This is a genomic window from Streptomyces sp. F63 (assembly GCF_018070345.1).
GTDB lineage: Bacteria > Actinomycetota > Actinomycetes > Streptomycetales > Streptomycetaceae > Streptomyces.
Genome location: NZ_JAGPXX010000001.1, coordinates 477,569 through 498,580, shown reverse-complemented (window position 1 = coordinate 498,580; position 21,012 = coordinate 477,569). Strand labels below are relative to the sequence as shown.

Here is a 21,012-nt window from a genome sequence, read left to right as displayed (position 1 = left end):
CGGCCGGGTTCCCGGCATGGGCGCCCGCTCCCTGACGCGGCCTCGGGCCTTGGCACGCCCTCGGACCCCGGCCCTCGGCACGGGTCGCCGTCTCAGCGTTTGACGCGGCCGCGGACGGCCAGGACGGCGAGGCCGAGCAGCAGCGGTTCGGTGAGGCGGGAGGCCATCTCGATGTAGACGCCCGCAGTGGTCAGTTCCGCTTCGGCGGAGCGGAACACCACCGAGTTGATCGCGACCCGTACCGACTTCTCCCACCTCTCCGCGGTGAGACGCTCCGGCAACGAGCCGTCCGGGGCCATCGGTTCGGCGGCCGGTTCGGCGGCCGGCTGCGCGCTCTCGCGGTCCGGCCCGGCCGTGCGCTCCGGCTCGGGGGCGCCGGCGGGTATGCCCCACAGCATCAGCGTCAGCACGGTGACGGAGATGGCGCCCAGCAGCCAGCACACCGCCCGTGAGGCGCGCAGCCCGTAGCCGGACAGCGCCCAGTAGGTGGTCAGCAGACGGCGCTCGGCGGAGGCCCGGGTGGGGTCGTGCCGGCGCATCTCCATCTCGCCGTAGTAGAAGTCGGCAGCGTCCGGTTCGTTCTTGCCGTCCTCCAGGGACTTGCGCAGCTGGCGGTACAGCACGGCCAGCGTTGCGGGCCCGGGAGGGGGTGTGCCCTCCGGCGGCGGTACCCAGCCGTGCGGCCGTCCGGGGCGGCGATCGGATTCCCGCCGGGCCCGCCAGTGGTGTTCCTCGACCAGGGTGCTGCGCCGGGCCCATCGGCGCGGCGGGCCGCCGGACCGGCGGCCGGACGGGCTCTCGCCGAAATCGCACCGGCCCTCCAGGCGCAGCTGGTCGAGGTGGAGGGTGCCGGAGAAGCGGCAGGCGGAGAGGTCCACGTCGTTGAGCGTCAGATGCGCGGCGTCGGCGCCGGTCAGCGCGAGGATCCGCACCGCCGGGGCGCCGTCCGGCAGTTCGGTCTCCGCGACGGTCCCGCCCTCGGGGGCGGTGAAGGGGGCGGGGACCGCGGCCACGGTGAGGGGGTATTCGAGGACGGCGTCGGTCAGGTCCACTCCGGCGTAGCGCAGCCGGAGCGTCCCCGTGGACGCCCAGCGTGTCCGCACGCAGACCGCCTTCCCGGCCGCCGCCTCGATGACGACGGGCGCCCCGAAGACCGCCCCGGAGAGGACGAGGGTGTCGGCGCACGTGAGCGGGCCCAGTACGGGCGCGTCCTCGAACCGCGCCATGTCGAAGCGGGCGTTGCCCGCGAACCGGGCGCCGTGGAACAGCGTCTGCCCGGCGAACCGCGCTCCGCCGAAGCCGGCCGATCCGCGGAATTCCGTCCCGTCGAAGCCGGCGGCGCCGGAGAAGCGGGTCACGGTGAAGTAGGCGTCGCCGTGGAACCGGGCGTCGTTGAACCGGGCGTCGCCGGTGAAGCGGGCCGCTCCGAACCGGGCCCGCCCCCGGAAGAGGGCGCCGCTGAACCAGCAGGCACCGTGGAACCGGGCATTGCCGAACCACCCGTCGGCGGCGAAGCGCGTGTCGTGGAACCAGGCGCTGCCACGGAACTGCGCGGCGCCGAAGCCGGCCGTCCCGGCGAAGTGTGCCCCCTGGAACCAGGTGTCGGCGGCGAACTCCGCCCCGGACAGGGACATGTCGCCGGCGAACCGTGCCCCGGAGAACCAGGCGTCGCCGGTGAAGTGCGCCCCGCCGAAGTCGGCGCCGCCCGCGAAGAGCGCCCCGTCGAACCGCGCGGTGCCGATCCTCGGCCGCCGGATGGCGGGGTCGCGCAGCGCGGTGAGGAGCGCGGTGAGCAGTTCCCGGGTGAAGGGGGTGCCGCGGTGGTCGACGTCGGCGCCCGGGGTCAGAGAGGCCAGATATGCGGTGCGGTCGGTATCGGTGAGATGGGCGAGGCAGGCGCCGTGCTCCCCGACCGGGGTCCCCTCGCAGCGGGGTGAGCCGGCGACGGTGCCCGTACCGATGCCCGTGCCGGCAGCGGTCGTTCGGCTCTCACTGTCCACGTCATCCTCCGCGGGCAGCGTAGCCGCGATCGGCTGGGGGCCCCGTCCGGAGCGCGGACCCCGTCCGGACCATGGACGCCGTCCGGAGCGCGGGCCCGTCCGGAGCGCGGGCCCCCCCGCGCGGGCCGGGGCGGGTTCGCTGCCGCCGCTCCGCGGGGCCCGGGCGCGGCGGCGTCACGGAACCGTAAGGACCGGGCGGGGCGTTTCCCGGCCCGTCCGGCCTAGATTCGCCCTGACCTACCGAATCCCGGGAGCCGCCATGCGTGTCCGTGTCCGTGTCCGCCGCCCGTTCCTTCCGGCCTGCGCGGCCGTTGTCCTGCTCTCCGTCGCCGGATGCGGTTCCGGCGACGGCTCCGGTGCATCCGGCGGCTCCGGGACGGCGGGTACCGCCGGGTCCGGTCCGGCGGCCGGGTCCGGTGCCGGTTCCGGCGACGCGGAGGGCGCGGAGGGCACGGAGAAGAACGGGGACGCGAAGGGGTCGGCGGAGGTGCCGGACGCGTTCCGCTTCACCGGGAAGACCCTGGACGGACAGAAGTTCGACGGAACGGAGCTCGCCGGCAAGCCGACCGTGTTGTGGTTCTGGGCCCCGTGGTGTCCCACGTGCAAGGCGCAGGGCCCGGAGACGGCGAAGGTGGCTCGGGAATTCGAGGGGAAGGCCCATGTGGTCGGGGTCGCGGGCCTGGACAAGCCGGCGGCCATGAAGGAGTTCGTCACCTCCGCGAAGGCCGGCGGCTTTCCGCAACTGAACGACGAACCCGGCGCACTGTGGCGGAAGTTCGGTGTCACCGAGCAGAGCACGTACGTGGTGCTCGACGGGAAGGGCAAGACGGCCTTCACCGGCAGTCTGCCGGCCGGTGAGGGGCTGGCCGGCAAGGTCCGCGTGCTGGTCGGCTGACCGCCGTGCCGGACCTCGTCCCCGCCGCGCTCGCGCTGGCCCTGACGGCGGGCATGCTCGCCGCGGTGAACCCGTGCGGCTTCGCGCTCCTGCCCGCCTATCTCTCCCTGCTCGTGCTGGACGACGGCGGCAGGAGGCCGAGCCGTGCGGCCGCGGTGGGCCGGGCGCTGACGGCGACCGCCGCCATGACGGCCGGCTTCACCGCGGTCTTCACCGTGTTCGGCCTGGTCATCGCCCCCGTCGCGGGACAGGTGCAGCGGCATCTGCCCTGGTTCACCATCGTCTTCGGACTGGCGCTGGGCCTGGTCGGGGTATGGCTGCTGGCCGGGCGGCACCTGCCCGCGCTGCTTCCGGCCTTCGGCCGCGCACCCACCGTTTCCCGTTCCCTGCCCGCCATGGCCCTGTTCGGCGGCGCCTACGCCGTCGCCTCGCTCGGCTGCACCATCGCGCCGTTCCTCGCCATCGTCGTCTCCGCCTTCCGCGGTGGCTCGGTGCGGCAGGGCGTGCTGCTCTTCGCGGCCTACGCGGCCGGGATGGGCCTCGTCACCGGTGCCGCCGCGCTGTCGGTGGCCCTGACCCGTACCGCCCGGGTGGGCGGGCTGCGGCGGCTCGGCGGCATCGCCTCCCGGCTGGGCGGCGGGCTGCTGCTGACGGCCGGCGCGTATGTGGCGTACTACGGCTGGTACGAGATCCGGGCGCTGAACGGCGGCCCGGTGACCGACCCCGTGGTCGGCGGCGCGGGGGCCGTGCAGAGCCTGTTGTCGGGGGTGCTGGCGGATCTGGGTGTGCCCGTGGTGGCCGCGGTGTTCGCCGGACTGCTGGGAGCGGCGCTGTTCGTGCTCCGCCGGTCCCGCCGGGCCGGGGACGCGGCACCGGGAACCGGGGACGGGGCGGGGCGCCCGGCCGGGGAACCGCCCTCCCGGCCCGCACCGGAGCACGGGTGACGCCTGTCTCCGGTGGCCGCGGCCGTCTCCGGCGCAGCCCCGGATCTCCCGCTCTGCGGCCCGGCGGCCCGGCGGACGGCCCCGCGGCCCCGCGGCCCGGCGGCCCCGCGGAGCCGGGGGATGCCCCCCGTTCCCCCGTTCCCCCGGGCGCCCGTCCCTCGCTCGCACGGCGCCGGTCACGGCGTGCCCCCCGGCGCCCGCCGCAGCGCACCGGCCGAGCCGCTCCGGCGGCGCCGACGGCGGGCCGCCGGTCCGGCCGGCGAGCGGCCGTCCCAAGGGCTTGCCGGGAATCAAGGTGTTGCTTCCCGGCAAGCCCTTGGGTCCGTGGCGGCAACCCCCGCGACCGCACGGGAGTCGGTGTGCCGTGTCGTGCCCCGGGCCGGGTAACCGGGCGTCATGGACGGGATTCTGGTGGGGACGTGTTCCTGGACGGACCGTGCGCTGATCGCCTCCGGCTGGTATCCGCCGGGCCGCCGGGACCCGGAGGGACGGCTGCGGCACTACGCGGAGCGGTTCCCGGTCGTCGAGGTCGACGCCTCGTACTACGCCCTGCCGAGCCGCCGCAACAGCCGGCTCTGGGCCGAACGCACCCCGCCCGGCTTCGTGTTCGACGTCAAGGCGTTCTCGCTGCTGACCGGGCATCCGACACCGCGGGCCGCCCTGCCCGCCGATCTGCGCCCCGCGTTTCCCGCGCAGCGGGGCCGCGGCCCCGGAGCCACGGATCCGGCGCTGCTCGACGAGGTGTGGCAGCGCTTCACCACGGCACTCGAACCCCTGCGCGAGGCGGGCCGGCTCGGCACCGTGCTGTTCCAGTTCCCGCCGTGGTTCGTGCCCGGTGCGCGCGCCGAGGAGGTCCTCGGCGCCTGCGCGAAGCGCACCGCGGGCTGGCCGGTCGCGGTCGAGTTCCGGCACCCGGTCTGGTGGCGCGAGGACGCGTACGAGGCCACGGCCGCCCTGCTGACGCGGCTGGACTTCGCGGCCGCGGCGGTGGACACGGCGCAGGGCCTGCCGGCCTCGGTCCCCCCGGTCACCCCCGTGACGTCGCGGCGGCTGGGCCTGGTCCGCTTCCACGGCCGCAGCACCGCCTGGGGGGCCGGCAGCAAGGAGGACCGCTTCCGGCACGGCTACACCGAGCCCGAACTGGCCGCGTGGGTACCCCGGTTGCGCGGGATGGCGGAGCGGACGGAGCGGCTGCACGTGCTGTTCAACAACTGCTGCGGTGACGCGGCCGTCCGGGCGGCGGAGACGATGCGGGGGCTGCTGGGGCTGCCGGCGGGGATCGCCGGAGGCCCCATGGCCCGCGGGCCGTGACCCCCTACCGCTCACCCGCCGTGGGGTGCCGGCGGGACGACGAGGACGTCGCAGACCGCCTCCTGCATCACGTGCCGGGCGACGCCGCCGAGCAGAGCACGGCCCAGCCGGCCGTGCCGGGCGCCGGTGCCGACCACGACCAGTCCGGCGCCGTAGCGGTCGGCCAGCTCGGGGACGGCGTCCTCCGCACGGCCCGGGGTCACCAGGACGTGCGCGGGCGGCGGCACGAGTCCGGCCGCCCTGTGCTCGGTCTCCGTCCGCGCCCGTTCCTCGGAGGCGCCCCGCAGCTGTTCCAGTTCGTGTTCCCCCATCCCCCGCATCAGCAGCAGGTGCTCGCCGGGGACGGTGATGGCGTGGACCAGCAGATGCTCCGCGTCCGGGGTCAGCGCGATCCCGGTCCCGGCCGCGGTGAAGGAGGACGTGGATGCGCCGACGGCGAGCAGTACCCGGCCGTAGGGCACGCCGGAAGGGGTCCGGACGACCAGGACCGGGACGTCGCTCGCCCGCACCAGATCCTGCGGGATGCCGCCGAGCAGGCTCCCGGTCCTCCGGTGCCCGCCGTGCGCCCCGACGACGAGCAGGTCCGCGCCCCGCACCCCGGCCTCGTCCAGGAGTTCGGCCACGATGCTTCCGGAGCGCACCACGGCATGCCTCTCCACGGCTTCCGCGCACCGGTCGAGCTGCGCGCGCAGCCGGTCGCCGGCGTGTGCGGGGAGGGCGGGGTCCAGATCGGGCTCGGTCACATGGACGGCGGTCAGCACGGCGCCGTGTTCCGCGGCGAGCGCCGCCGCCCGGCAGACGGCCCGCTCCGCGTGCCCGGAGAGGTCGGTGGCCACGAGGACGTGCCGGGGCGGCCCCGGGCGTACCGGCGCTGCTCCCGCCTGATGAGACATGCCGTCACGCTAGCCCGGCCCCGGTGGGCCCGGCATCCCGGGCGGCCGGGCGGGGGTGCCGCCCATGGCGTACCGGTGCCGCCGCCGTGCCCGGGCGCGTTCAGGCTCGGTCAGGCGCCGTGTTCGCCCGCGCCGTGTTCGCCCGCGCCGTGTTCGCCGGCGCCGCGTTCGCCCGCGCCGCGTTCGCCCGCGCCGCGTTCCCCCGTGCCGGGATCCCGCCCCCGGTCCTCGCCGCCCGCATCGGTGGCGTCCCCGCCGGTGGCCTCGCGCTCCGCCCGGGCGACGTTCTCCTTGACGAGCAGAAAGCTGTCCGGTGTGACGGAGATCGAGTCGATGCCGGCGCCCACCAGGAAGCGGGCGAAGTCCGGGTCGTCGCTGGGGCGCTGGCCGCAGAGCCCGGTCTTGCGTCCCTTGCGGTGCGCCGTCTCGATCAGGTATTCGATACCGCGGGTGACGGCCGGGTCGCGCTCGTTGAACGCCGTGGCCAGCAGCTCCGAGTCGCGGTCGATCCCCAGGGTCAGCTGGGTGAGGTCGTTGCTGCCGATGGAGAAGCCGTCGAAGCGGTCGCCGAACTCCGCCGCGAGGACGATGTTCGAGGGGATCTCCGCCATCACGTAGATCTCCAGCCCCTCCCGGCCGCGTTCCAGGCCATGGGCGGCCATCGTCTCCAGCACCCGGTCGGCCTCCGTGAGGGTGCGGCAGAAGGGGATCATGACGACGGTGTTCGTCAGCCCCATCTCGTCGCGCACCCGGCGGATGGCGCGGCACTCCAGGGCGAAGCCCTCCCGGTAGCCCTCGCTGTAGTAGCGGCTGGCGCCGCGCCAGCCCAGCATGGGATTCTCCTCGCCCGGCTCGAACGGCTCGCCGCCGATGAGGCGGGCGTACTCGTTCGTCTTGAAGTCGCTCATGCGGACGATGACCGGCTTGGGCCACCAGGCGGCCGCGATCCGGGCGACGCCGTGGGCCAGCCGGTCGACGAAGAAGGCGGTCTTGTCGTCGTAGCCGCGGGTGAGGGCGTCGATGCGGGCGCGCGCTTCGGTGTCCTCCAGGGTGTCGTAGTGGACGAGCGCCATCGGGTGAACCTTGATGTGGTTGTTGACGACGAACTCCATCCGGGCCAGCCCCACGCCGTCCGCCGGCAGCCGCCACCAGCGGAAGGCCGCCGAGGGGTTGGCGATGTTCAGCATGACCTGCGTGCGGGTCGGGGCGATGTCCGCGAGGTCGATCTCGTGTTCCTCGTAGTCGAGGATGCCGGGATAGACGTGGCCCTCCTCGCCCTCCGCGCAGGACACGGTGATCTCCTGGCCGCTGCTGAGCTCGGTGGTGGCGTTGCCGGTGCCCACGACGGCGGCGAGGCCCAGCTCCCGGCTGACGATGGCGGCGTGCGAGGTGCGGCCGCCGCGGTCGGTGACGATGGCCGCGGCCCGCTTCATGATCGGTTCCCAGTCGGGGTCGGTGGCGCCGGTGACGAGGACCGCCCCGTCCTCGAAATCGGCGATCTCCCGCGCGGTCCGCAGCCGGCAGACCTTGCCGGTGGCGATGGCGTCGCCGACGGCCAGGCCGGTCACCAGCGGGCCGTCGTGGCCGGTCAGCCGGTACGAGCGGAGGGTCGCGGCCTCCTTGCGGGTCTGCACGGTCTCCGGGCGGGCCTGGACGACGGACAGTTCACCGGTCCGCCCGTCCTTGGCCCACTCCAGGTCCATCGGGCGGCCGTAGTGCTCCTCGACGGCCACGGCCCACTCGGCCAGCGCCAGGATCTCCTCGTCGCCGAGGACGCAGGACGTCCGCTCCTCCTCGGAGGTCTCCACGGTCTCGGTCGGCGCCCGCCCCGGCCCGCCGGCACCGTAGACGATCTTCGTCTGCTTGCGGCCGGCCGTCCGGGAGATCACCGGCTTCAGTCCGGGCCTGCCGAGCAGCGGCTTGAAGACCAGGTACTCGTCCGGATCCACCGTGCCGGAGACCACGGACTCGCCCAGCCCGTACGCGGCGTTGACGAGCACGACGCGGGGGAAGCCGCTGTCGGTGTCGAGGGTGAAGGCGACCCCGGCGCCGGCCAGGTCGGAGCGGACCATCTCCTGGATGCCCACGGACAGCGCCACCTGGAGATGGCCGAAGCCGTGGTGCTCGCGGTAGCTGATCGCCCGGTCGGTGAACAGCGAGGCGTAGCAGCGCCGGCAGGCGTCCAGCAGCGCCTCCTCCCCGGTGATGTTGAGGAAGGTCTCCTGCTGCCCGGCGAAGCTGGCCTCGGGCAGGTCCTCGGCGGTGGCGCTGGAGCGCACCGCGACGTCCGGGTCCTCCCGCCCCAGCCGGGCGGCGAGCTCCCGGTAGGCCTCCCGTACGGCGGCGGTCAGACGGGGCGGGAGCTCCGCGCCGAGGATCATCTCCCGGATCGCCCGGCCCGTTTCCGCGGGCGCGGCACCGGCGCGCAGCGCGTCGAGCCGTTCCCGGACGCGGTCGCGCAGCCCTCCGGTGTCCAGGAATTCCTCGTAGGCGGCGGCGGTGGTGGCGAAGCCCGGGGGCACCCGGACTCCCCGGGCGGAGAGGCTGGAGATCATTTCGCCCAGGGAGGCGTTCTTCCCGCCGACCACCGCGACATCGCCGGAGGAGAGGTCCTCGAACCACCGCACCATGGCGGGCCGGGCATCCTGACTGGCCATGCCGCCCGGGTAGCCCCGAACGGGCGAACAAAACGGAAAAAGCCGGGCAGCTCCCCGCCCCGCCGAACACCCCTGGTCTCCTCGCCGTCCGCGCCGTGAACGGGACCCTTGTCCCCGGCCGCCGGGACCGTTCTTCCCTGGCGGAGCCGGGGTCCGGGAAGCAGGATGAAGATCGACGCACCGACGAACCGGGAGTTGACATGGGCCGCTTGAACGGCCGTACGGCCATCATCACGGGTGGCGCGCGGGGCATCGGCGCGGCCATGGCCCGCCTGTTCACCGCGGAGGGCGCCTCCGTCGTCATCGGCGACATCCTGCGCGAGGAGGGCGAGGCGCTGGCCGCCGAACTGGGCCCGGCCGCCCGCTTCCAGCCGCTCGACGTCACCGCCGCGGAGGACTGGTCCGCCGCCGTCGCGACGGCCGAGGAGGCGTACGGGCCGGTGTCCGTGCTGGTCAACAACGCGGGCATCGTCGACTTCGCCACTATCGGGGAGCAGAGCCCGGAAGCCTTCCGGCGGGTCCTGGACATCAACCTCTACGGCGCCTGGCTGGGCATGCACGCGGCGCTGCCCTCCCTGCGCCGGGCGGGCGGGGGCGCCGTCGTCAACGTCTCCTCCACGGCCGGGCTGATGGGCTACGCCAACCTCGGGGCCTACACGGCGAGCAAGTGGGGCCTGCGCGGCCTGACGAAGTCGGCGGCGCTGGAGATGGCCGCGGACGGGGTCCGCGTCTGCTCCGTGCACCCCGGCCCGATCGCCACGCCGATGACCGCCGGGCTGGACCCGGCCATGGTCGCCACGCAGCCCATCGCCCGCTTCGGGGAGCCGGAGGAGGTCGCGAGGATGGCGCTGTTCGTCGTCGCCGACGCGACGTTCTCCACCGGTTGCGAGTTCGTCGTGGACGGCGGCGCGACCACCGGTTCCCCGCTGCCGGTGGAGGCCCCGGAGGAGTAGGCCGCGGAGGCGCCGGCCGCCCTTTCCCTGTGCCGCGCACCCCACCGGACCGGGATACTGCCGACATGACCGGAGAAAAGCCGTCACAGGACGTCCTCACCACGGATCTGTACGAGGCGACCATGTGCCTCGCCTATCTGCGCGAGGGGATGACCGGCGAGGCCACCTTCAGCCTGTTCGTCCGCAAACTCCCGCCCGGCCGCGGCTTCCTCGTCGCCGCGGGCCTCGAACCGGCGCTCGATCACCTCTCCCGGCTCCGGGTCGGCCCCGCCGAGGCGGCCGCCTTCGCGGCGGCGATGAACCGGCCGGCCGAGGAGCTGGAGGCGATGGACGGCCTGGAGTTCCGCGGCGAGGTACGCGCCGTGCCGGAGGGCCGCATCGTGCTGGCCGGCGAGCCGCTGCTGGAGGTCACCGCCCCGCTGCCGCAGGCCCAGCTCGCGGAGACCATCCTGCTCAACCAGCTCAGCCACCAGACGGCGGTCGCCTCGAAGGCCGCCCGCTGCGTTCTCGCCGCCCGCGGCCGTCCGGTCGTGGACTTCGGGCTCCGCCGCACCCACGGCACCGAGGCCGGCCACGCCATGGCCCGCGTGAGCGCCCTGACCGGCTTCGCGGGCACCAGCGACGTCGCCGCCGCCCACACCTACGGCCTGCGGGCCGTCGGCACCATGGCGCACTCGTACATCGAGGCGTACGAGGACGAGGAGACCGCCTTCCGGGCTTTCGCCCGCGCCCACCCGGGCCCGGTGACCCTGCTGGTGGACACCTACGACACCGAGGCCGGCGTCCGCACCGCCGCGCGCGTACTGCGCGATCTCGGCCACGGCCCCCGCTCCGCGATCCGCCTCGACAGCGGGGATCTGGGCGAACTGGCCGTCCGCTCCCGGCAGATCCTCGACGCGGCCGGCCTGCCGGAGGTGCGGATCACCGCAAGCGGCGGCCTGGACGAGTACGAGATCGACCGGCTGGTGGAGTCGGGCGCCCCCATCGACATGTACGCGGTCGGCACGAAGGCCGGCGTCTCGGCCGACGCCCCGTATCTCGACTCCGCCTACAAGCTGGTCGCCTACGAGGGGCGCCCGGTGATGAAGCTGTCCCGCAGGAAGGTCACCCGGCCGGCGGCCAAGCAGGTCTTCCGCCGCCCCGGCCTGCGGGACACCGTCGCGCTCCGGGACGAGCCGGTGCCGCCCGGGGCCGAACCGCTCCTGGAGACGGTGATGACGGGCGGCCGGCGCACCGGCCCGGCGCTCGGCGCGGCGGCCGCGCTCGGCGCCGCCCGGCGCCGCTTCGAGGCCGATCTGGCCGAACTTCCGGACGCCGCCCGCCGGATCAGGGAACCCCACCCCCCGGAGGCGCAGGTCTCCGGGGCGCTCACCCGGCTCACCGGAGAGGTCCGCCGGCGCATCGAGACGCGCGTTCTGGGCGCGCCGGGCCGCTGAGCGCGGCGCCGGCGCCCGCCCGGACCGGAACCGGCCCGGTTCCGGGACGGCACCGCCGCGGGATCAGGCCCGGCGGCCCGGTCCGCCTTCGTGGTGCAGGTGGCGGATGTGCGCGTCCGGTCCCGGGAAGACCACCGTCACCCGGCCGGTGTCCGACCAGCGCACGTCGTACGGGGGCGTGCCGTCGGCGTGGTGCAGCCCGACGATCTCCCCGTCGCGCCGGGCGCCGCCCGTCGTTCCGCTTTCCACCACGATCTGGTCGCCGAGCTGTGCCCGCATCGCTCTCACCGCTCTCTGCCGGAGCTTCCGCCTCCAGCGTGGCACGTCCGCGTGAAGAGGGCACGGTGACGGACGGAACCACCCGCTGCGGGCCCGAACGCGGCTCTCCGCGCGGGAACCCGTCCGGCCGCACCCGTGCGGCGGGACCGGCCGCCGCACGTGAAAATTCGAGGTGAACGCGTCGCGGCCGTTCCCAGCGGCCGTCCGCATCCCTTAACTTTCCCTTCCACACAGGCTGTTCGCATCACGGAGTCGAACCACCGGATGCCGGACAGCCGGTCGCCGACCGCCCCCCATCGGCTCAGCCCTCTGCCGGAAGGATCTTCCGTGGAAGCTCGCCACCCGCGCCGGGCGATAGCGGCACTCGCCGCCGCCGCGCTCGCCACCCCGCTCCTGCTGGCCTCGGCCGGCCCGGCCACCGCCCACCCGGATCCGGCCCACCGGGCCGCCCACCTCGCGAAGAAGCTGGTCAAGCGCTCCTCCGCCGAGAACGCCCACCGCCACCTGGAGAGATTCCAGGCCATCGCCGACTCGACCGGCGGCCACCGCGCGGCCGGCACCCTCGGCTACGACGCGTCCGCCGCCTACGTCTACAAGCTGCTCAAGAAGGCCGGCTACCGGGTCTCCTACGACGACTTCACGTTCGTCTACACCGAGACGCTCGCCGAGAAGCTCTCCGTGGTCACGCCCGAGGCCCGGGACATCGAGGTCACGGCCATGACCTACACCACCAGCACCCCCGAGGGCGGCATCACGGCCCCCCTCGCCGCCGCGCCGGTGGACGAGGACGGCACCAGCGGCTGCGACGCCGCCGACTACGCCGGCCAGACCTACACCGGGAAGATCGCCCTGATCAAGCGCGGCGGCTGCACCTTCGCCCAGAAGCAGGCCACGGCCGCCGACGCCGGGGCTGTCGGGGCGATCGTCTACAACAACACCGAGGGCTCCCTCGCCGGAACCCTCGGCGCCGCGGACGCGGGCCGCATCCCCACCGGCGGCATCACCCAGGAGGCCGGAGAGGCGCTCGCCGCCGAGGCCGCCCAAGGCGAGGTCACGGTGACGTACGAGATCCGGGCCCTCCAGGAGGAGCGCACCACCCGCAACGTCATCGCGGAGACCCGCGGTGGGCGGGCCGACCGCACCGTGATGCTCGGCGCCCACCTCGACTCCGTCGCCAAGGGCCCCGGCATCAACGACAACGGCTCCGGCTCCGCCGGGCTGCTGGAAGTGGCCCTGCAACTGGCGAAGAGCCACGACAGGCCCGCCAACAAGGTACGTTTCGCCTGGTGGTCGGCCGAGGAGCTGGGACTGCAGGGCGCCGAGCACTACGTCGCCGACCTGAGCGAGGCGCAGCGCGAGCAGATCGAGCTGTACCTCAACTTCGACATGATCGCCTCACCCAACTACGGTCTCTTCGTCTACGACGGCGACGACTCCGACGCCGTGGGCGCCGGACCCGGCCCCGAGGGATCGGCCCAGCTCGAGCGCCAGATCACCGACTTCCTCGACCGCCGCGGCACACCGCACGCGGGCACCGACTTCACCGGGCGCTCCGACTACGGACCCTTCATCGAGGCCGGCATCCCCTCGGGCGGCACCTTCACCGGCGCCGAGGGCGTCAAGACGGAGGAACAGGCCGCGCTGTTCGGCGGGCAGGCGGGCGTCGCCTACGACCCGTGCTACCACGAGGCGTGCGACGACCTGTCGAACATCAGCATGGAGGCCTTCGACGTCAACATCGACGTGATCGCCAACGCCGTCGGCACCTACGCACACGACCTGCGCTCCCTCACCGAGCCGGTGGAGTCCGTGCCCACCGACGGTGACGCCGGCAGCGGCGGCGGCCTGCACGACGGCCACACCCACGAACGGCCCACCGCGTAACACCGGCACGGCCGGCCGCCCCGCCGCCTCCCCGCCGCGGGTGACCGCGGGCGTCGGGCCCTCCGCCCGGCGCCCGCGGCGCACGCGCGGGCGCCCCGGGAGGATCGGCTCCCCCTGCGAGGCTGCGCCCGGAGTGCCCGGCCCGGTAGGCTTTCCGTGTGATCTTCAAGCGCATCGGAAACGGGCGGCCGTACCCGGACCACGGCCGGGACAGCACCCGCCAGTGGGCGGACGTGGCTCCCCGCCCGGTCCGCCTCGACCAGCTGGTGACGACCAAGGGACAGCTCGACCTGGAGACGCTCCTCGCCGAGGACTCGACCTTCTACGGTGATCTCTTCGCGCATGTCGTGAAGTGGCAGGGCGACCTCTATCTGGAGGACGGGCTGCACCGCGCGGTCCGCGCCGCGCTCCAGCAGCGCCAGGTGCTCCACGCCCGCGTGCTCGACCTCGGCTGACCTCCGCGCCTCTTGCCCCTTTCGAGTCAAGGGGCCCGCCACGCATTGATCCTTTAGTAGGCAGAAATGACGGCCCGCACTACGCTGCGCCCATGAGCATGCTCACTCCTCCCGGCATGGGCGGGAAGTACCGCATCACGGGCAACCGTTACCCGCGGATGCGCAGGCCGCGGCACCGCCGCGTCGTTCTCGCGGCGATCGGCGCCACGGCGGCCGTCGCCCTCATCGGGTGGGGCACGCTGCAGGTCGTCGGCATCTTCTCGGGCGGCGGGGTCGAGGCCCGCGCCGCCGCCGGCGCCAAGAACTGCGCGGTGGGGCGGCAGGCGAGCGCGTCCCCGGCGCCCAAGCCGAAGGTGCTGCCGGAGCCGGCCGAGATCACGGTCAACGTCTACAACGCCACCACCCGGAGCGGGCTGGCCAAGAAGACGGCCAAGGCGCTGGAGAAGCGCGGCTTCACCATCGGCGAGGTGGACAACGCCCCGGCCGCGTATGACAAGAAGGTCAAGGACTCGGCGCTGCTGCTGGGCGCGCCCGCGGCGGAGAAGGGCGCGTTCGACGTGCTCGGCGCCCACCTCGCCGGCGCGAAGACGAAGCAGGACAAGAGCCGCAAGAAGCCGGCCGAGGTCGACTTCATGATCGGTGACGCCTTCGGCGGACTGGCCCCCGAGGACCGGGCCGCCGAGACGGTCACCGCCCTCGTGAGCCCCGCGCCGAAGCCCTCCGCCCGCCCGGCGTGCTGAAGCCGCGTTCCGCGGGCCCGGGGATCAGCCCGCGGTGCCGTACATGCGGTCCCCCGCGTCGCCGAGGCCGGGCACGATGTAACCGTGCTCGTTCAGCCGCTCGTCCACCGCGGCCGTCACGACGGTGACGGGGGCGCCGTTCAGCTCCCGCTCCATCAGGTCCACGCCCTCGGGCGCCGCCAGCAGGCACAGAGCGGTGACGTCGTCCGCACCGCGGGTGATCAGTTCGTTGATCGCCGCGATCAGCGTGCCGCCGGTCGCCAGCATCGGGTCGAGGACGTAGACCTGCCGGCCGGAGAGGTCGTCCGGCATCCGGGTCGCGTACGTCGACGCCTGCAGCGTTTCCTCGTTGCGGAGCATGCCCAGGAAGCCCACCTCGGCGGTGGGCAGCAGCCGCACCATGCCCTCGAGCATCCCCAGACCCGCCCGGAGGATCGGCACGACCAGGGGGCGCGGATGGGAGAGCCGCACCCCGGTGGTCGCGGTCACCGGGGTCTCGATGCCGGCCTGTTCCGTGCGCACATCGCGCGTGGCCTCGTAGGCGAGCAGGGTCACCAGTTCGTCGGCGAGCCGCCGGAAGGTGGGGGAGTCGGTGCGCTTGTCGCGCAGTGTGGTGAGTTTGTGCGCCACCAGCGGGTGGTCGACGACGTGGATCCGCATGACACCGACACTAACCGCTCGCCGGCACGGCCCGCGCCGGGGCGTGCGCGGACCGGGTGCGCGCGCCGGCTCGCGCGTCCCGTCGTCCGGTCGTATCACATCGCATCAATGCGCGTGCTCGGGGAAAGTGGGAGGAATACCCCCGGGCCGCGGAGCCCGGGACCTTGACACCGCCGTCCGGGCGGTGCGGCGAGCGGATGGGAAGGGTGTCTGCATGGCGGACCGCGACCGGGGAACCGACCAGGCTTCGCCCGCGAGCGCGGCGGAGACCGCCGCGGAGCGACGCCGGCGCCGTGCCCAGTTCCTGCGCGAACTCCACGAGGCCCGGGAACTGCGCGACCGGGTGCAGCCGCGGCGCGCCCGCGCCGCCCGGATGCGCCAGCAGATGAGGATGCGCACCTTCCGCTGGTGACGGGGACGACGGACCCCGGGACACGCCCCGGGCAGCCGTGGTCCGCCCGACAATTCGATGCAGCTCCGAACCGTCCCGATCAGGCTCGATAAGAAACCGATCACAGGACTGGTACACGACGCACAGCCGAAGACCTCTCACAATGGCGCTGTTTCTGCCACGATTCCGAGTGGACGGGACAGCGGAACCGACCGCGCCCGGTACGGCCCCGGCACACGCCTATGACCAGTGGGAGAGTCACGGTGTACTTCGCCGCACTGCTCGCGCGCACCGAAGACGGGTGGGAAGCGAGCGACACAGAGCTCGACGATGTGGAGTCCCTGGCCGATCTGATGGATCTGGCCCGAGGGGCATCGACCGACGACGACACGGTGATCGCCTTCATCGAACAGGAGGACGCCTGGTTCGGCCTCCTGCGGGTCGACGGCGAGGAGGATCCGCGCATCTTCATCTCCGACGGGGCGGCCGCCGCCCGCAGTTCGTACGGCGAGATCCTGCTCACCGACGAACTGCTCGGCAGGGACCCGGACGACCTCGACGGCCTCGTGGACCTCGACGGCACGGAGGACGGCGAGCCCGACGACGACGAGGAGACCGCCGACGACGGCGTGCCCCCCGGCCCGATCGGGGACTCACTCCTCCTGGAGGATCTCGGGATGCCCGAGAAGGAACTGCTGGCCCTGGACACGGACGCGCTCAGCACGATCGCCGACGCCCTCGGCTGTGTGGACGTCCTGGAAGCGGTCCGCTGAGCCGCGGGCCGCACCGCACCTGCCCGACACTGTCCCCATGGACGACATCTGCTCCCCGGCCGTCCCGGCCGGCCGGCCCGGCCGGGGCGGCCGCGGCACGCCCTCGCACGATCCGGTGCGCGACCGCTGGCTCCACCCCATGCGCCTGGCCCTGGCCGAGGCCGTCCGGGCACCGGAGACGGGGGACGTCCCGGTGGGCGCCGTCGTCCTCGGCCCGGACGGAGCCGTACTCGGCCGCGGCCGCAACGAACGGGAGGCCACCGGTGACCCGACGGCGCACGCCGAGGTCCTCGCGCTCCGCGAGGCGGCCCGCGCCCGCGGGGAGTGGAGGCTGTCCGGCTGCACCCTCGTGGTGACCCTGGAGCCCTGCACCATGTGCGCGGGCGCCACCGTCCTCTCCCGTGTCGACCGGATCGTGTACGGCGCCCCCGACGCCAAGGCGGGCGCCGCCGGCTCGCTCTGGGACGTCGTACGGGACCGCCGGCTCAACCACCGCCCGGAGGTGATCTCCGGGGTGCTCGCCGGGGACTGCGCCGCGCCGCTGACCCGCTTCTTCCGCGGCGGCGACGCCTGACGCCCCCGGGCCGGCCCATGCCGCGCGTCCGCCGCGCGTCCGCCGCGCGTCCGCCGCACCGGCCCCCGGCCCGCTCCGCGAGGAACCGGATTTCGATCCCGGGGCCGCCTCCGCTAAGCTCTCTCCCGGTAGCGTGTCCGAGCGGCCGAAGGAGCTCGCCTCGAAAGCGAGTGTGGCGCAAGTCACCGAGGGTTCAAATCCCTCCGCTACCGCTCTCGTCGAAGGGCCCCGCCGATCCGGCGGGGCCCTTCGCGCGTTGCCCCCCGGCTCCTCCGCGCCGACGGGTATCCCCAGGTCACCCGGCCATTGCCCGGAGCGGAAGGATCACCGTACGCTCGGGCCCCGCACCGGCGTTCGAGCGCTAGACTCACGCGACTGCTCAGGGGGCAGCACGCTCGGCACCGGAGCAGGGAGGCGGTTCGTCATGGCACAGGCGAAGAAGATCGGAATGTACCTGCTCATCGTCTTCGTGCTGTACACGATCATCACCTCCCCCGACCGGGCCGGGGAGCTCGTCCAGATAGGCTTCGACGGCATATCCACCGCCGCCAAGGGCGTCGGTGAGTTCATGTCCCGGCTGGTCAACTGAGCCGCGCGGCGCCCCTGCCGCATGGCGCCGCCGGCCCCGTGAGCCCCGCGAGGAGTGTCGTGTGATCCGCCATCTGGTCCTGCTCAAGCTGAACGAGGGCGTGCGGCGCGACGACCCGCGGGCCGTGGCCGGCGCCGAGGCGTTCCGGCAGCTCGGCGACGTGATCCCGGAGCTGGAGTTCTGGGAGTGCGCCTGGAACATCACCGACCGGCCCATCGCCTACGACTTCGCCATCAACTCCGCCGTGGCCGACGCGGAGGCGCTGCGGCGCTACCTGGAGCACCCGGCGCACCAGGCCGCCGCGGCGCAGTGGCGCGAGTTCGCCACCTGGGTGATCGCCGACTACGAGTTCTGAGGCCGCGAGCGGCCGAGGGCGGCCCCTCACCCACCCCGGGTGAGGGGCCGTCGCCGTACCCGGGACCGCCCCGAACACCCCCGGGGCGCACCCGTGAGCGGCCGGGAGCAACCGGGGACGGCCTCCCCGCACGGTGCTTCCCGGCCCGCGCCACCGGCTGCGCCGACGGCCCAACTTGCCACGGACACGGCGGTATCCGGTGCTTGCACACGACGCTTATGTCTTGTGATGCTATGACCGCTTTTGCCGGATGATGAACTCTGTGAAGGGGTGGCATGACCGCTTCGGCTCGCACTGTGCCCGCGACACCCTTCCGGAGCGGCATCGGCCGATCCCGCGAGAGCCGCGGCGCCGACACCCGCGCCCTGACCCAGGTCCTCTTCCAGAAGCTTTCCGGACTCACCCCCGGCACCGCCGAGCACGCCCGGGTGCGCACCGCCCTCATCGAGGCGAACCTGCCGCTGGTCCGCTACGCCGCCGCCCGGTTCCGCAGCCGCAACGAACCGATGGAGGACGTGGTCCAGGTCGGCACCATCGGCCTGATCAACGCCATCGACCGCTTCGACCCCGAACGCGGCGTCCAGTTCCCCACCTTCGCCATGCCGACCGTCATCGGCGAGATCAAGCGCTACTTCCGCGACAACGTCCGCACCGTCCATGTGCCGCGCCGGCTGCACGAGCTGTGGGTACAGGTGAACGGCGCCACCGAGGATCTGACGGTGCTGCACGGCCGCTCCCCCACCACCGCCGAGATCGCCGAGCGCCTGCGCATCCCCGAAGAGGACGTGCTCGCCTGCATCGAGGCCGGCCGGTCGTACCACGCGACCTCCCTGGAGGCGGCCCAGGAGGGCGACGGCCTGCCCGGCCTCGTCGACCGGCTGGGCTACGAGGACCCGGCGCTCGCCGGCGTCGAACACCGTGATCTGGTGCGGCACCTGCTGGTCCAGCTGCCCGAGCGCGAGCAGCGCATCCTGATGCTCCGCTACTACAGCAACCTGACGCAGTCGCAGATCAGCGCGGAGCTGGGGGTCAGTCAGATGCACGTGTCACGGCTGCTGTCGAGGAGCTTCGCGCGCCTGAGGTCCGCCAATAGAATCGAGGCGTAACCGGGACGAGTGGCCATTCCTGCACAGATAAATCGACTTGGCACTACAGCGCGTTGCCGACATGTGACATTCTGCAGGAACTGTGTTTGCCGCGGCGCTCCTTCCGGTATTCAGGTGGAGGCTGGTTCTCCTCTTCCGCGAGGATGCCGCTGCGACTCGTCCGCAACCCAAGGGGGTGGCATGTCCGTAGAACTGGGCAGCTCGAAGGTGCTCACCACTGACGCACCGCATGTGTTTGACGACGGCGCCGCCATCGACACCCGCACCCTCTCCCGCTCCCTGTTCCTGCGGCTCGCTCTCCTCGACCAGGACAGCCCCGAGCGTGCCTACGTCCGGGACACCCTGATCGAGCTGAACCTCCCCCTCGTGCGCTACGCCGCCGCCCGCTTCCGCAGCCGCAACGAACCGATGGAGGACATCGTCCAGGTCGGCACCATCGGCCTGATCAAGGCGATCGACCGGTTCGACTGCGAGCGGGGCGTGGAGTTCCCGACCTTCGCGATGCCGACCGTCGTGGGAGAGATCAAGCGCTTCTTCCGGGACACCAGCTGGTCGGTGCGGGTCCCGCGCCGGCTCCAGGAGCTGCGGCTCGCGCTCACCAAGGCGAGCGACGAACTCTCCCAGCAGCTCGACCGCTCCCCGACCGTCCCCGAGCTCGCGGCCTGCCTGGGCGTCTCCGAGGAGGACGTCGTCGACGGGCTCGCGGTGGGCAACGCCTACACCGCCAGCTCGCTGGACTCGCCCGCCGCCGAGGAGGACGGCACCGAGGGCTCCCTCGCGGACCGCCTGGGCTACGAGGACACGGCGCTGGAGGGCGTCGAGTACCGGGAGTCGCTCAAGCCGCTGCTGGCCAAACTGCCGCCCCGGGAGCGGCAGATCATCATGCTCCGCTTCTTCGCCAATATGACGCAGTCGCAGATCGGCGACGAGGTGGGCATCTCCCAGATGCACGTCTCCCGGCTGCTCACCCGCACCCTCGCGCAGCTTCGCGAGGGCCTGGTCTCGGAGGAGTGACCGCCCCCGGCCCCCGGGGCCGGTGAGGCGTACGCAGGGACGGCCGCCCAACGCGCGGCAACGGACCGGTCCGGACACGGCTCCGCGCGGAGGCCCCGCCGGTCGGTACCGCACGGCACCGCACCGTTCCGTCACCACGGGCGCCGACCGCGCGGCGCACGCCGACCGGAAGCCGGCACCGGAGCGGCGGGCGGCGGGCGGCGGGCGGCGGCTCAGGCCAGCGCGAGCCAGGCGACTCCGGCAATGATCGCGATCGCGGCGACGATGCCGACGATCAGACCGGGGCGCGGCCCGGAGGCGGCGGGGGCGGGCTGCCGCTGCGGAGCGCCCTCGTCGACGAAGGCACGGAACATCTGGGTGCTGCCCGCGGGGTCCTGCTGCGGCGCGGGGCCGTGAGGGTTGTTCGTCATGGGCCGGACCCTAGCGAACCGCCGTTCGCGCCCCAACCCCCGGTCCTGGGCCGCCGGCGACCGGGGGCGGTGTTTCCGTTTCCTTTACCCGGATGAGCCCGCTATGAACTTGCCTTCAGCAACCAACAGAACTTACCGTTGCCCTGAGCAACTACAAGGGAGGGTGCGTGGCCGAGCTGAGTCGCTTCGAGGAACTGGCCCGCCGGCTCGGCGCCGTGGAGGCGGTGAAGCGCAGCCTCTCCCGCACGCTCCCGCCGGACTGCCAGCCCGCCCCGACCACCGTGCTGGCGCTGCTCCATCACCACGGCGAGATGCGCATGAGCCGACTCGCCGAACTGCTCGGCATCGACCCGTCCGTGACCAGTCGGCACGTCGCCCACGCCGTCGACCGCGGCTGGATCGACCGCGCTCCCGACCCGCTCGACAAGCGGTCCCGGCTGCTCAGCCTGAGTCCCCGCGGCCGCGAACTGCTGCGCGGGGTCTCCGCCCGCAGCGCGGCGACCCTCGCCGAGGCCCTCGCGGACTGGCCCGACGAGGACGTCGAGCGGCTCAGCGAACTGCTGGCCCGGCTACGGGCCGGCTTCGACACCTGCCGGACCCGCGAACGGCACCCGCCGCCCCCGGCCTCCCCGTCACCCCGGTGACTCCCCCGATCCCGATGCCCCCGCCCCCCTTGACCCCCGTGAGGAAAAG

General features: G+C 73.6%; 22 protein-coding genes and 1 tRNA gene. 17 read left to right on the top strand and 6 right to left on the bottom strand.

What is annotated here, in order from left to right:
* Positions 1–92 precede the first annotated feature (92 nt).
* Entirely contained in the window at positions 93–2,000 is a 1,908-nt protein-coding gene (locus KBZ10_RS02220) for a pentapeptide repeat-containing protein (RefSeq protein WP_307847124.1), read from the bottom strand.
* A gap of 259 nt (positions 2,001–2,259) precedes the next feature.
* On the opposite strand from KBZ10_RS02220, the gene KBZ10_RS29975 reads away from it, so the two are divergent.
* The 3 genes from KBZ10_RS29975 (at position 2,260) to KBZ10_RS02205 (ending at position 5,150) form a co-directional block, all read left to right on the top strand.
* Positions 2,260–2,895 carry a redoxin domain-containing protein gene (locus KBZ10_RS29975; protein WP_210985712.1) on the top strand — a complete coding sequence of 212 codons (636 nt, stop codon included), beginning with the start codon at positions 2,260–2,262 and terminating at the stop codon, positions 2,893–2,895.
* Between the two features lie 5 nt (positions 2,896–2,900).
* The gene (locus KBZ10_RS02210) at positions 2,901–3,839 is read left to right on the top strand and encodes a cytochrome c biogenesis protein CcdA (protein WP_307847123.1); all 939 of its coding nucleotides are present in this window, start codon (positions 2,901–2,903) and stop codon (positions 3,837–3,839) included.
* Between the two features lie 396 nt (positions 3,840–4,235).
* Positions 4,236–5,150, top strand: a complete 915-nt coding sequence (locus KBZ10_RS02205; RefSeq protein WP_210985711.1) for a DUF72 domain-containing protein — start codon at positions 4,236–4,238, stop codon at positions 5,148–5,150.
* Between the two features lie 11 nt (positions 5,151–5,161).
* Here the strand turns inward: KBZ10_RS02205 and KBZ10_RS02200 are convergent, their stop codons facing one another.
* Both KBZ10_RS02200 and ppsA read right to left on the bottom strand, forming a co-directional pair.
* Positions 5,162–6,043 (bottom strand): universal stress protein, encoded by an 882-nt coding sequence (locus tag KBZ10_RS02200; protein ID WP_210985710.1) that lies wholly within the window; start codon positions 6,041–6,043, stop codon positions 5,162–5,164.
* A gap of 110 nt (positions 6,044–6,153) precedes the next feature.
* Positions 6,154–8,700: a phosphoenolpyruvate synthase gene (ppsA, locus tag KBZ10_RS02195; protein WP_210985709.1), complete on the bottom strand. Its 2,547-nt coding sequence runs from the start codon at positions 8,698–8,700 to the stop codon at positions 6,154–6,156.
* Positions 8,701–8,900: 200 nt separating this feature from the next.
* On the opposite strand from ppsA, the gene KBZ10_RS02190 reads away from it, so the two are divergent.
* Both KBZ10_RS02190 and KBZ10_RS02185 read left to right on the top strand, forming a co-directional pair.
* Positions 8,901–9,653: an SDR family oxidoreductase gene (locus KBZ10_RS02190; RefSeq protein WP_210985708.1), complete on the top strand. Its 753-nt coding sequence runs from the start codon at positions 8,901–8,903 to the stop codon at positions 9,651–9,653.
* A 65-nt stretch (positions 9,654–9,718) separates the two neighbouring features.
* A complete protein-coding gene (locus KBZ10_RS02185) occupies positions 9,719–11,089 on the top strand; it encodes a nicotinate phosphoribosyltransferase (RefSeq protein WP_210985707.1) in 1,371 nt (456 codons plus the stop codon).
* A gap of 63 nt (positions 11,090–11,152) precedes the next feature.
* Here KBZ10_RS02185 and KBZ10_RS02180 read toward each other — a convergent pair whose 3' ends face one another.
* A complete protein-coding gene (locus KBZ10_RS02180; protein ID WP_210985706.1) occupies positions 11,153–11,368 on the bottom strand; it encodes a DUF1918 domain-containing protein in 216 nt (71 codons plus the stop codon).
* 354 nt (positions 11,369–11,722) lie between these two features.
* Here KBZ10_RS02180 and KBZ10_RS02175 point away from each other — a divergent pair, with 354 nt between their 5' ends.
* The 3 genes from KBZ10_RS02175 to KBZ10_RS02165 all read left to right on the top strand — a co-directional run bounded on the left by KBZ10_RS02175 (position 11,723) and on the right by KBZ10_RS02165 (position 14,447).
* Positions 11,723–13,252, top strand: a complete 1,530-nt coding sequence (locus KBZ10_RS02175; RefSeq protein WP_307847136.1) for a M28 family metallopeptidase — start codon at positions 11,723–11,725, stop codon at positions 13,250–13,252.
* Between the two features lie 158 nt (positions 13,253–13,410).
* Entirely contained in the window at positions 13,411–13,707 is a 297-nt protein-coding gene (locus KBZ10_RS02170) for a type II toxin-antitoxin system VapB family antitoxin (protein ID WP_019707468.1), read from the top strand.
* A gap of 92 nt (positions 13,708–13,799) precedes the next feature.
* The gene (locus KBZ10_RS02165) at positions 13,800–14,447 is read left to right on the top strand and encodes a LytR C-terminal domain-containing protein (protein ID WP_210985704.1); all 648 of its coding nucleotides are present in this window, start codon (positions 13,800–13,802) and stop codon (positions 14,445–14,447) included.
* A gap of 24 nt (positions 14,448–14,471) precedes the next feature.
* Here KBZ10_RS02165 and upp read toward each other — a convergent pair whose 3' ends face one another.
* Entirely contained in the window at positions 14,472–15,107 is a 636-nt protein-coding gene (upp, locus tag KBZ10_RS02160) for a uracil phosphoribosyltransferase (protein ID WP_210985703.1), read from the bottom strand.
* Positions 15,108–15,321: 214 nt separating this feature from the next.
* On the opposite strand from upp, the gene KBZ10_RS02155 reads away from it, so the two are divergent.
* From KBZ10_RS02155 to KBZ10_RS02120, 8 genes are all read left to right on the top strand, one after another.
* Positions 15,322–15,519, top strand: coding sequence for a hypothetical protein (locus KBZ10_RS02155; protein WP_210985702.1), 198 nt, complete (start codon positions 15,322–15,324; stop codon positions 15,517–15,519).
* 221 nt (positions 15,520–15,740) lie between these two features.
* Positions 15,741–16,271, top strand: coding sequence for a hypothetical protein (locus tag KBZ10_RS02150; protein WP_247701612.1), 531 nt, complete (start codon positions 15,741–15,743; stop codon positions 16,269–16,271).
* Between the two features lie 37 nt (positions 16,272–16,308).
* Complete coding sequence (gene tadA, locus KBZ10_RS02145; RefSeq protein WP_210985701.1) at positions 16,309–16,845, top strand: tRNA adenosine(34) deaminase TadA; 537 nt, start codon at positions 16,309–16,311, stop codon at positions 16,843–16,845.
* A 127-nt stretch (positions 16,846–16,972) separates the two neighbouring features.
* Positions 16,973–17,057 (top strand) — tRNA-Ser (locus tag KBZ10_RS02140).
* A 212-nt stretch (positions 17,058–17,269) separates the two neighbouring features.
* Positions 17,270–17,434: a hypothetical protein gene (locus tag KBZ10_RS02135; protein WP_210985700.1), complete on the top strand. Its 165-nt coding sequence runs from the start codon at positions 17,270–17,272 to the stop codon at positions 17,432–17,434.
* 61 nt (positions 17,435–17,495) lie between these two features.
* Complete coding sequence (locus KBZ10_RS02130; RefSeq protein WP_210985699.1) at positions 17,496–17,789, top strand: Dabb family protein; 294 nt, start codon at positions 17,496–17,498, stop codon at positions 17,787–17,789.
* 275 nt (positions 17,790–18,064) lie between these two features.
* Positions 18,065–18,895, top strand: a complete 831-nt coding sequence (locus tag KBZ10_RS02125) for an RNA polymerase sigma factor SigF (RefSeq protein ID WP_210985698.1) — start codon at positions 18,065–18,067, stop codon at positions 18,893–18,895.
* Between the two features lie 180 nt (positions 18,896–19,075).
* Entirely contained in the window at positions 19,076–19,909 is an 834-nt protein-coding gene (locus tag KBZ10_RS02120; RefSeq protein WP_210985697.1) for an RNA polymerase sigma factor SigF, read from the top strand.
* A 212-nt stretch (positions 19,910–20,121) separates the two neighbouring features.
* Here KBZ10_RS02120 and KBZ10_RS02115 read toward each other — a convergent pair whose 3' ends face one another.
* Entirely contained in the window at positions 20,122–20,319 is a 198-nt protein-coding gene (locus KBZ10_RS02115) for a hypothetical protein (protein WP_210985696.1), read from the bottom strand.
* 167 nt (positions 20,320–20,486) lie between these two features.
* On the opposite strand from KBZ10_RS02115, the gene KBZ10_RS02110 reads away from it, so the two are divergent.
* Entirely contained in the window at positions 20,487–20,963 is a 477-nt protein-coding gene (locus tag KBZ10_RS02110) for a MarR family winged helix-turn-helix transcriptional regulator (RefSeq protein ID WP_210985695.1), read from the top strand.
* Positions 20,964–21,012 lie beyond the last annotated feature (49 nt).

Coding starts and splice junctions, on each gene's coding strand:
- KBZ10_RS29975 (WP_210985712.1), top strand. CDS start 2,260: ATGCGTGTCCGTGTCCGTGTCCGCCGCCCGTTCCTTCCGGCCTGCGCG.
- KBZ10_RS02205 (WP_210985711.1), top strand. CDS start 4,236: ATGGACGGGATTCTGGTGGGGACGTGTTCCTGGACGGACCGTGCGCTG.
- KBZ10_RS02200 (WP_210985710.1), bottom strand. CDS start 6,043: ATGTCTCATCAGGCGGGAGCAGCGCCGGTACGCCCGGGGCCGCCCCGG.
- ppsA (WP_210985709.1), bottom strand. CDS start 8,700: ATGGCCAGTCAGGATGCCCGGCCCGCCATGGTGCGGTGGTTCGAGGAC.
- KBZ10_RS02190 (WP_210985708.1), top strand. CDS start 8,901: ATGGGCCGCTTGAACGGCCGTACGGCCATCATCACGGGTGGCGCGCGG.
- KBZ10_RS02185 (WP_210985707.1), top strand. CDS start 9,719: ATGACCGGAGAAAAGCCGTCACAGGACGTCCTCACCACGGATCTGTAC.
- KBZ10_RS02180 (WP_210985706.1), bottom strand. CDS start 11,368: ATGCGGGCACAGCTCGGCGACCAGATCGTGGTGGAAAGCGGAACGACG.
- KBZ10_RS02165 (WP_210985704.1), top strand. CDS start 13,800: ATGAGCATGCTCACTCCTCCCGGCATGGGCGGGAAGTACCGCATCACG.
- upp (WP_210985703.1), bottom strand. CDS start 15,107: ATGCGGATCCACGTCGTCGACCACCCGCTGGTGGCGCACAAACTCACC.
- KBZ10_RS02155 (WP_210985702.1), top strand. CDS start 15,322: ATGGCGGACCGCGACCGGGGAACCGACCAGGCTTCGCCCGCGAGCGCG.
- KBZ10_RS02150 (WP_247701612.1), top strand. CDS start 15,741: ATGACCAGTGGGAGAGTCACGGTGTACTTCGCCGCACTGCTCGCGCGC.
- tadA (WP_210985701.1), top strand. CDS start 16,309: ATGGACGACATCTGCTCCCCGGCCGTCCCGGCCGGCCGGCCCGGCCGG.
- KBZ10_RS02135 (WP_210985700.1), top strand. CDS start 17,270: ATGGCACAGGCGAAGAAGATCGGAATGTACCTGCTCATCGTCTTCGTG.
- KBZ10_RS02125 (WP_210985698.1), top strand. CDS start 18,065: ATGACCGCTTCGGCTCGCACTGTGCCCGCGACACCCTTCCGGAGCGGC.
- KBZ10_RS02120 (WP_210985697.1), top strand. CDS start 19,076: ATGTCCGTAGAACTGGGCAGCTCGAAGGTGCTCACCACTGACGCACCG.
- KBZ10_RS02115 (WP_210985696.1), bottom strand. CDS start 20,319: ATGACGAACAACCCTCACGGCCCCGCGCCGCAGCAGGACCCCGCGGGC.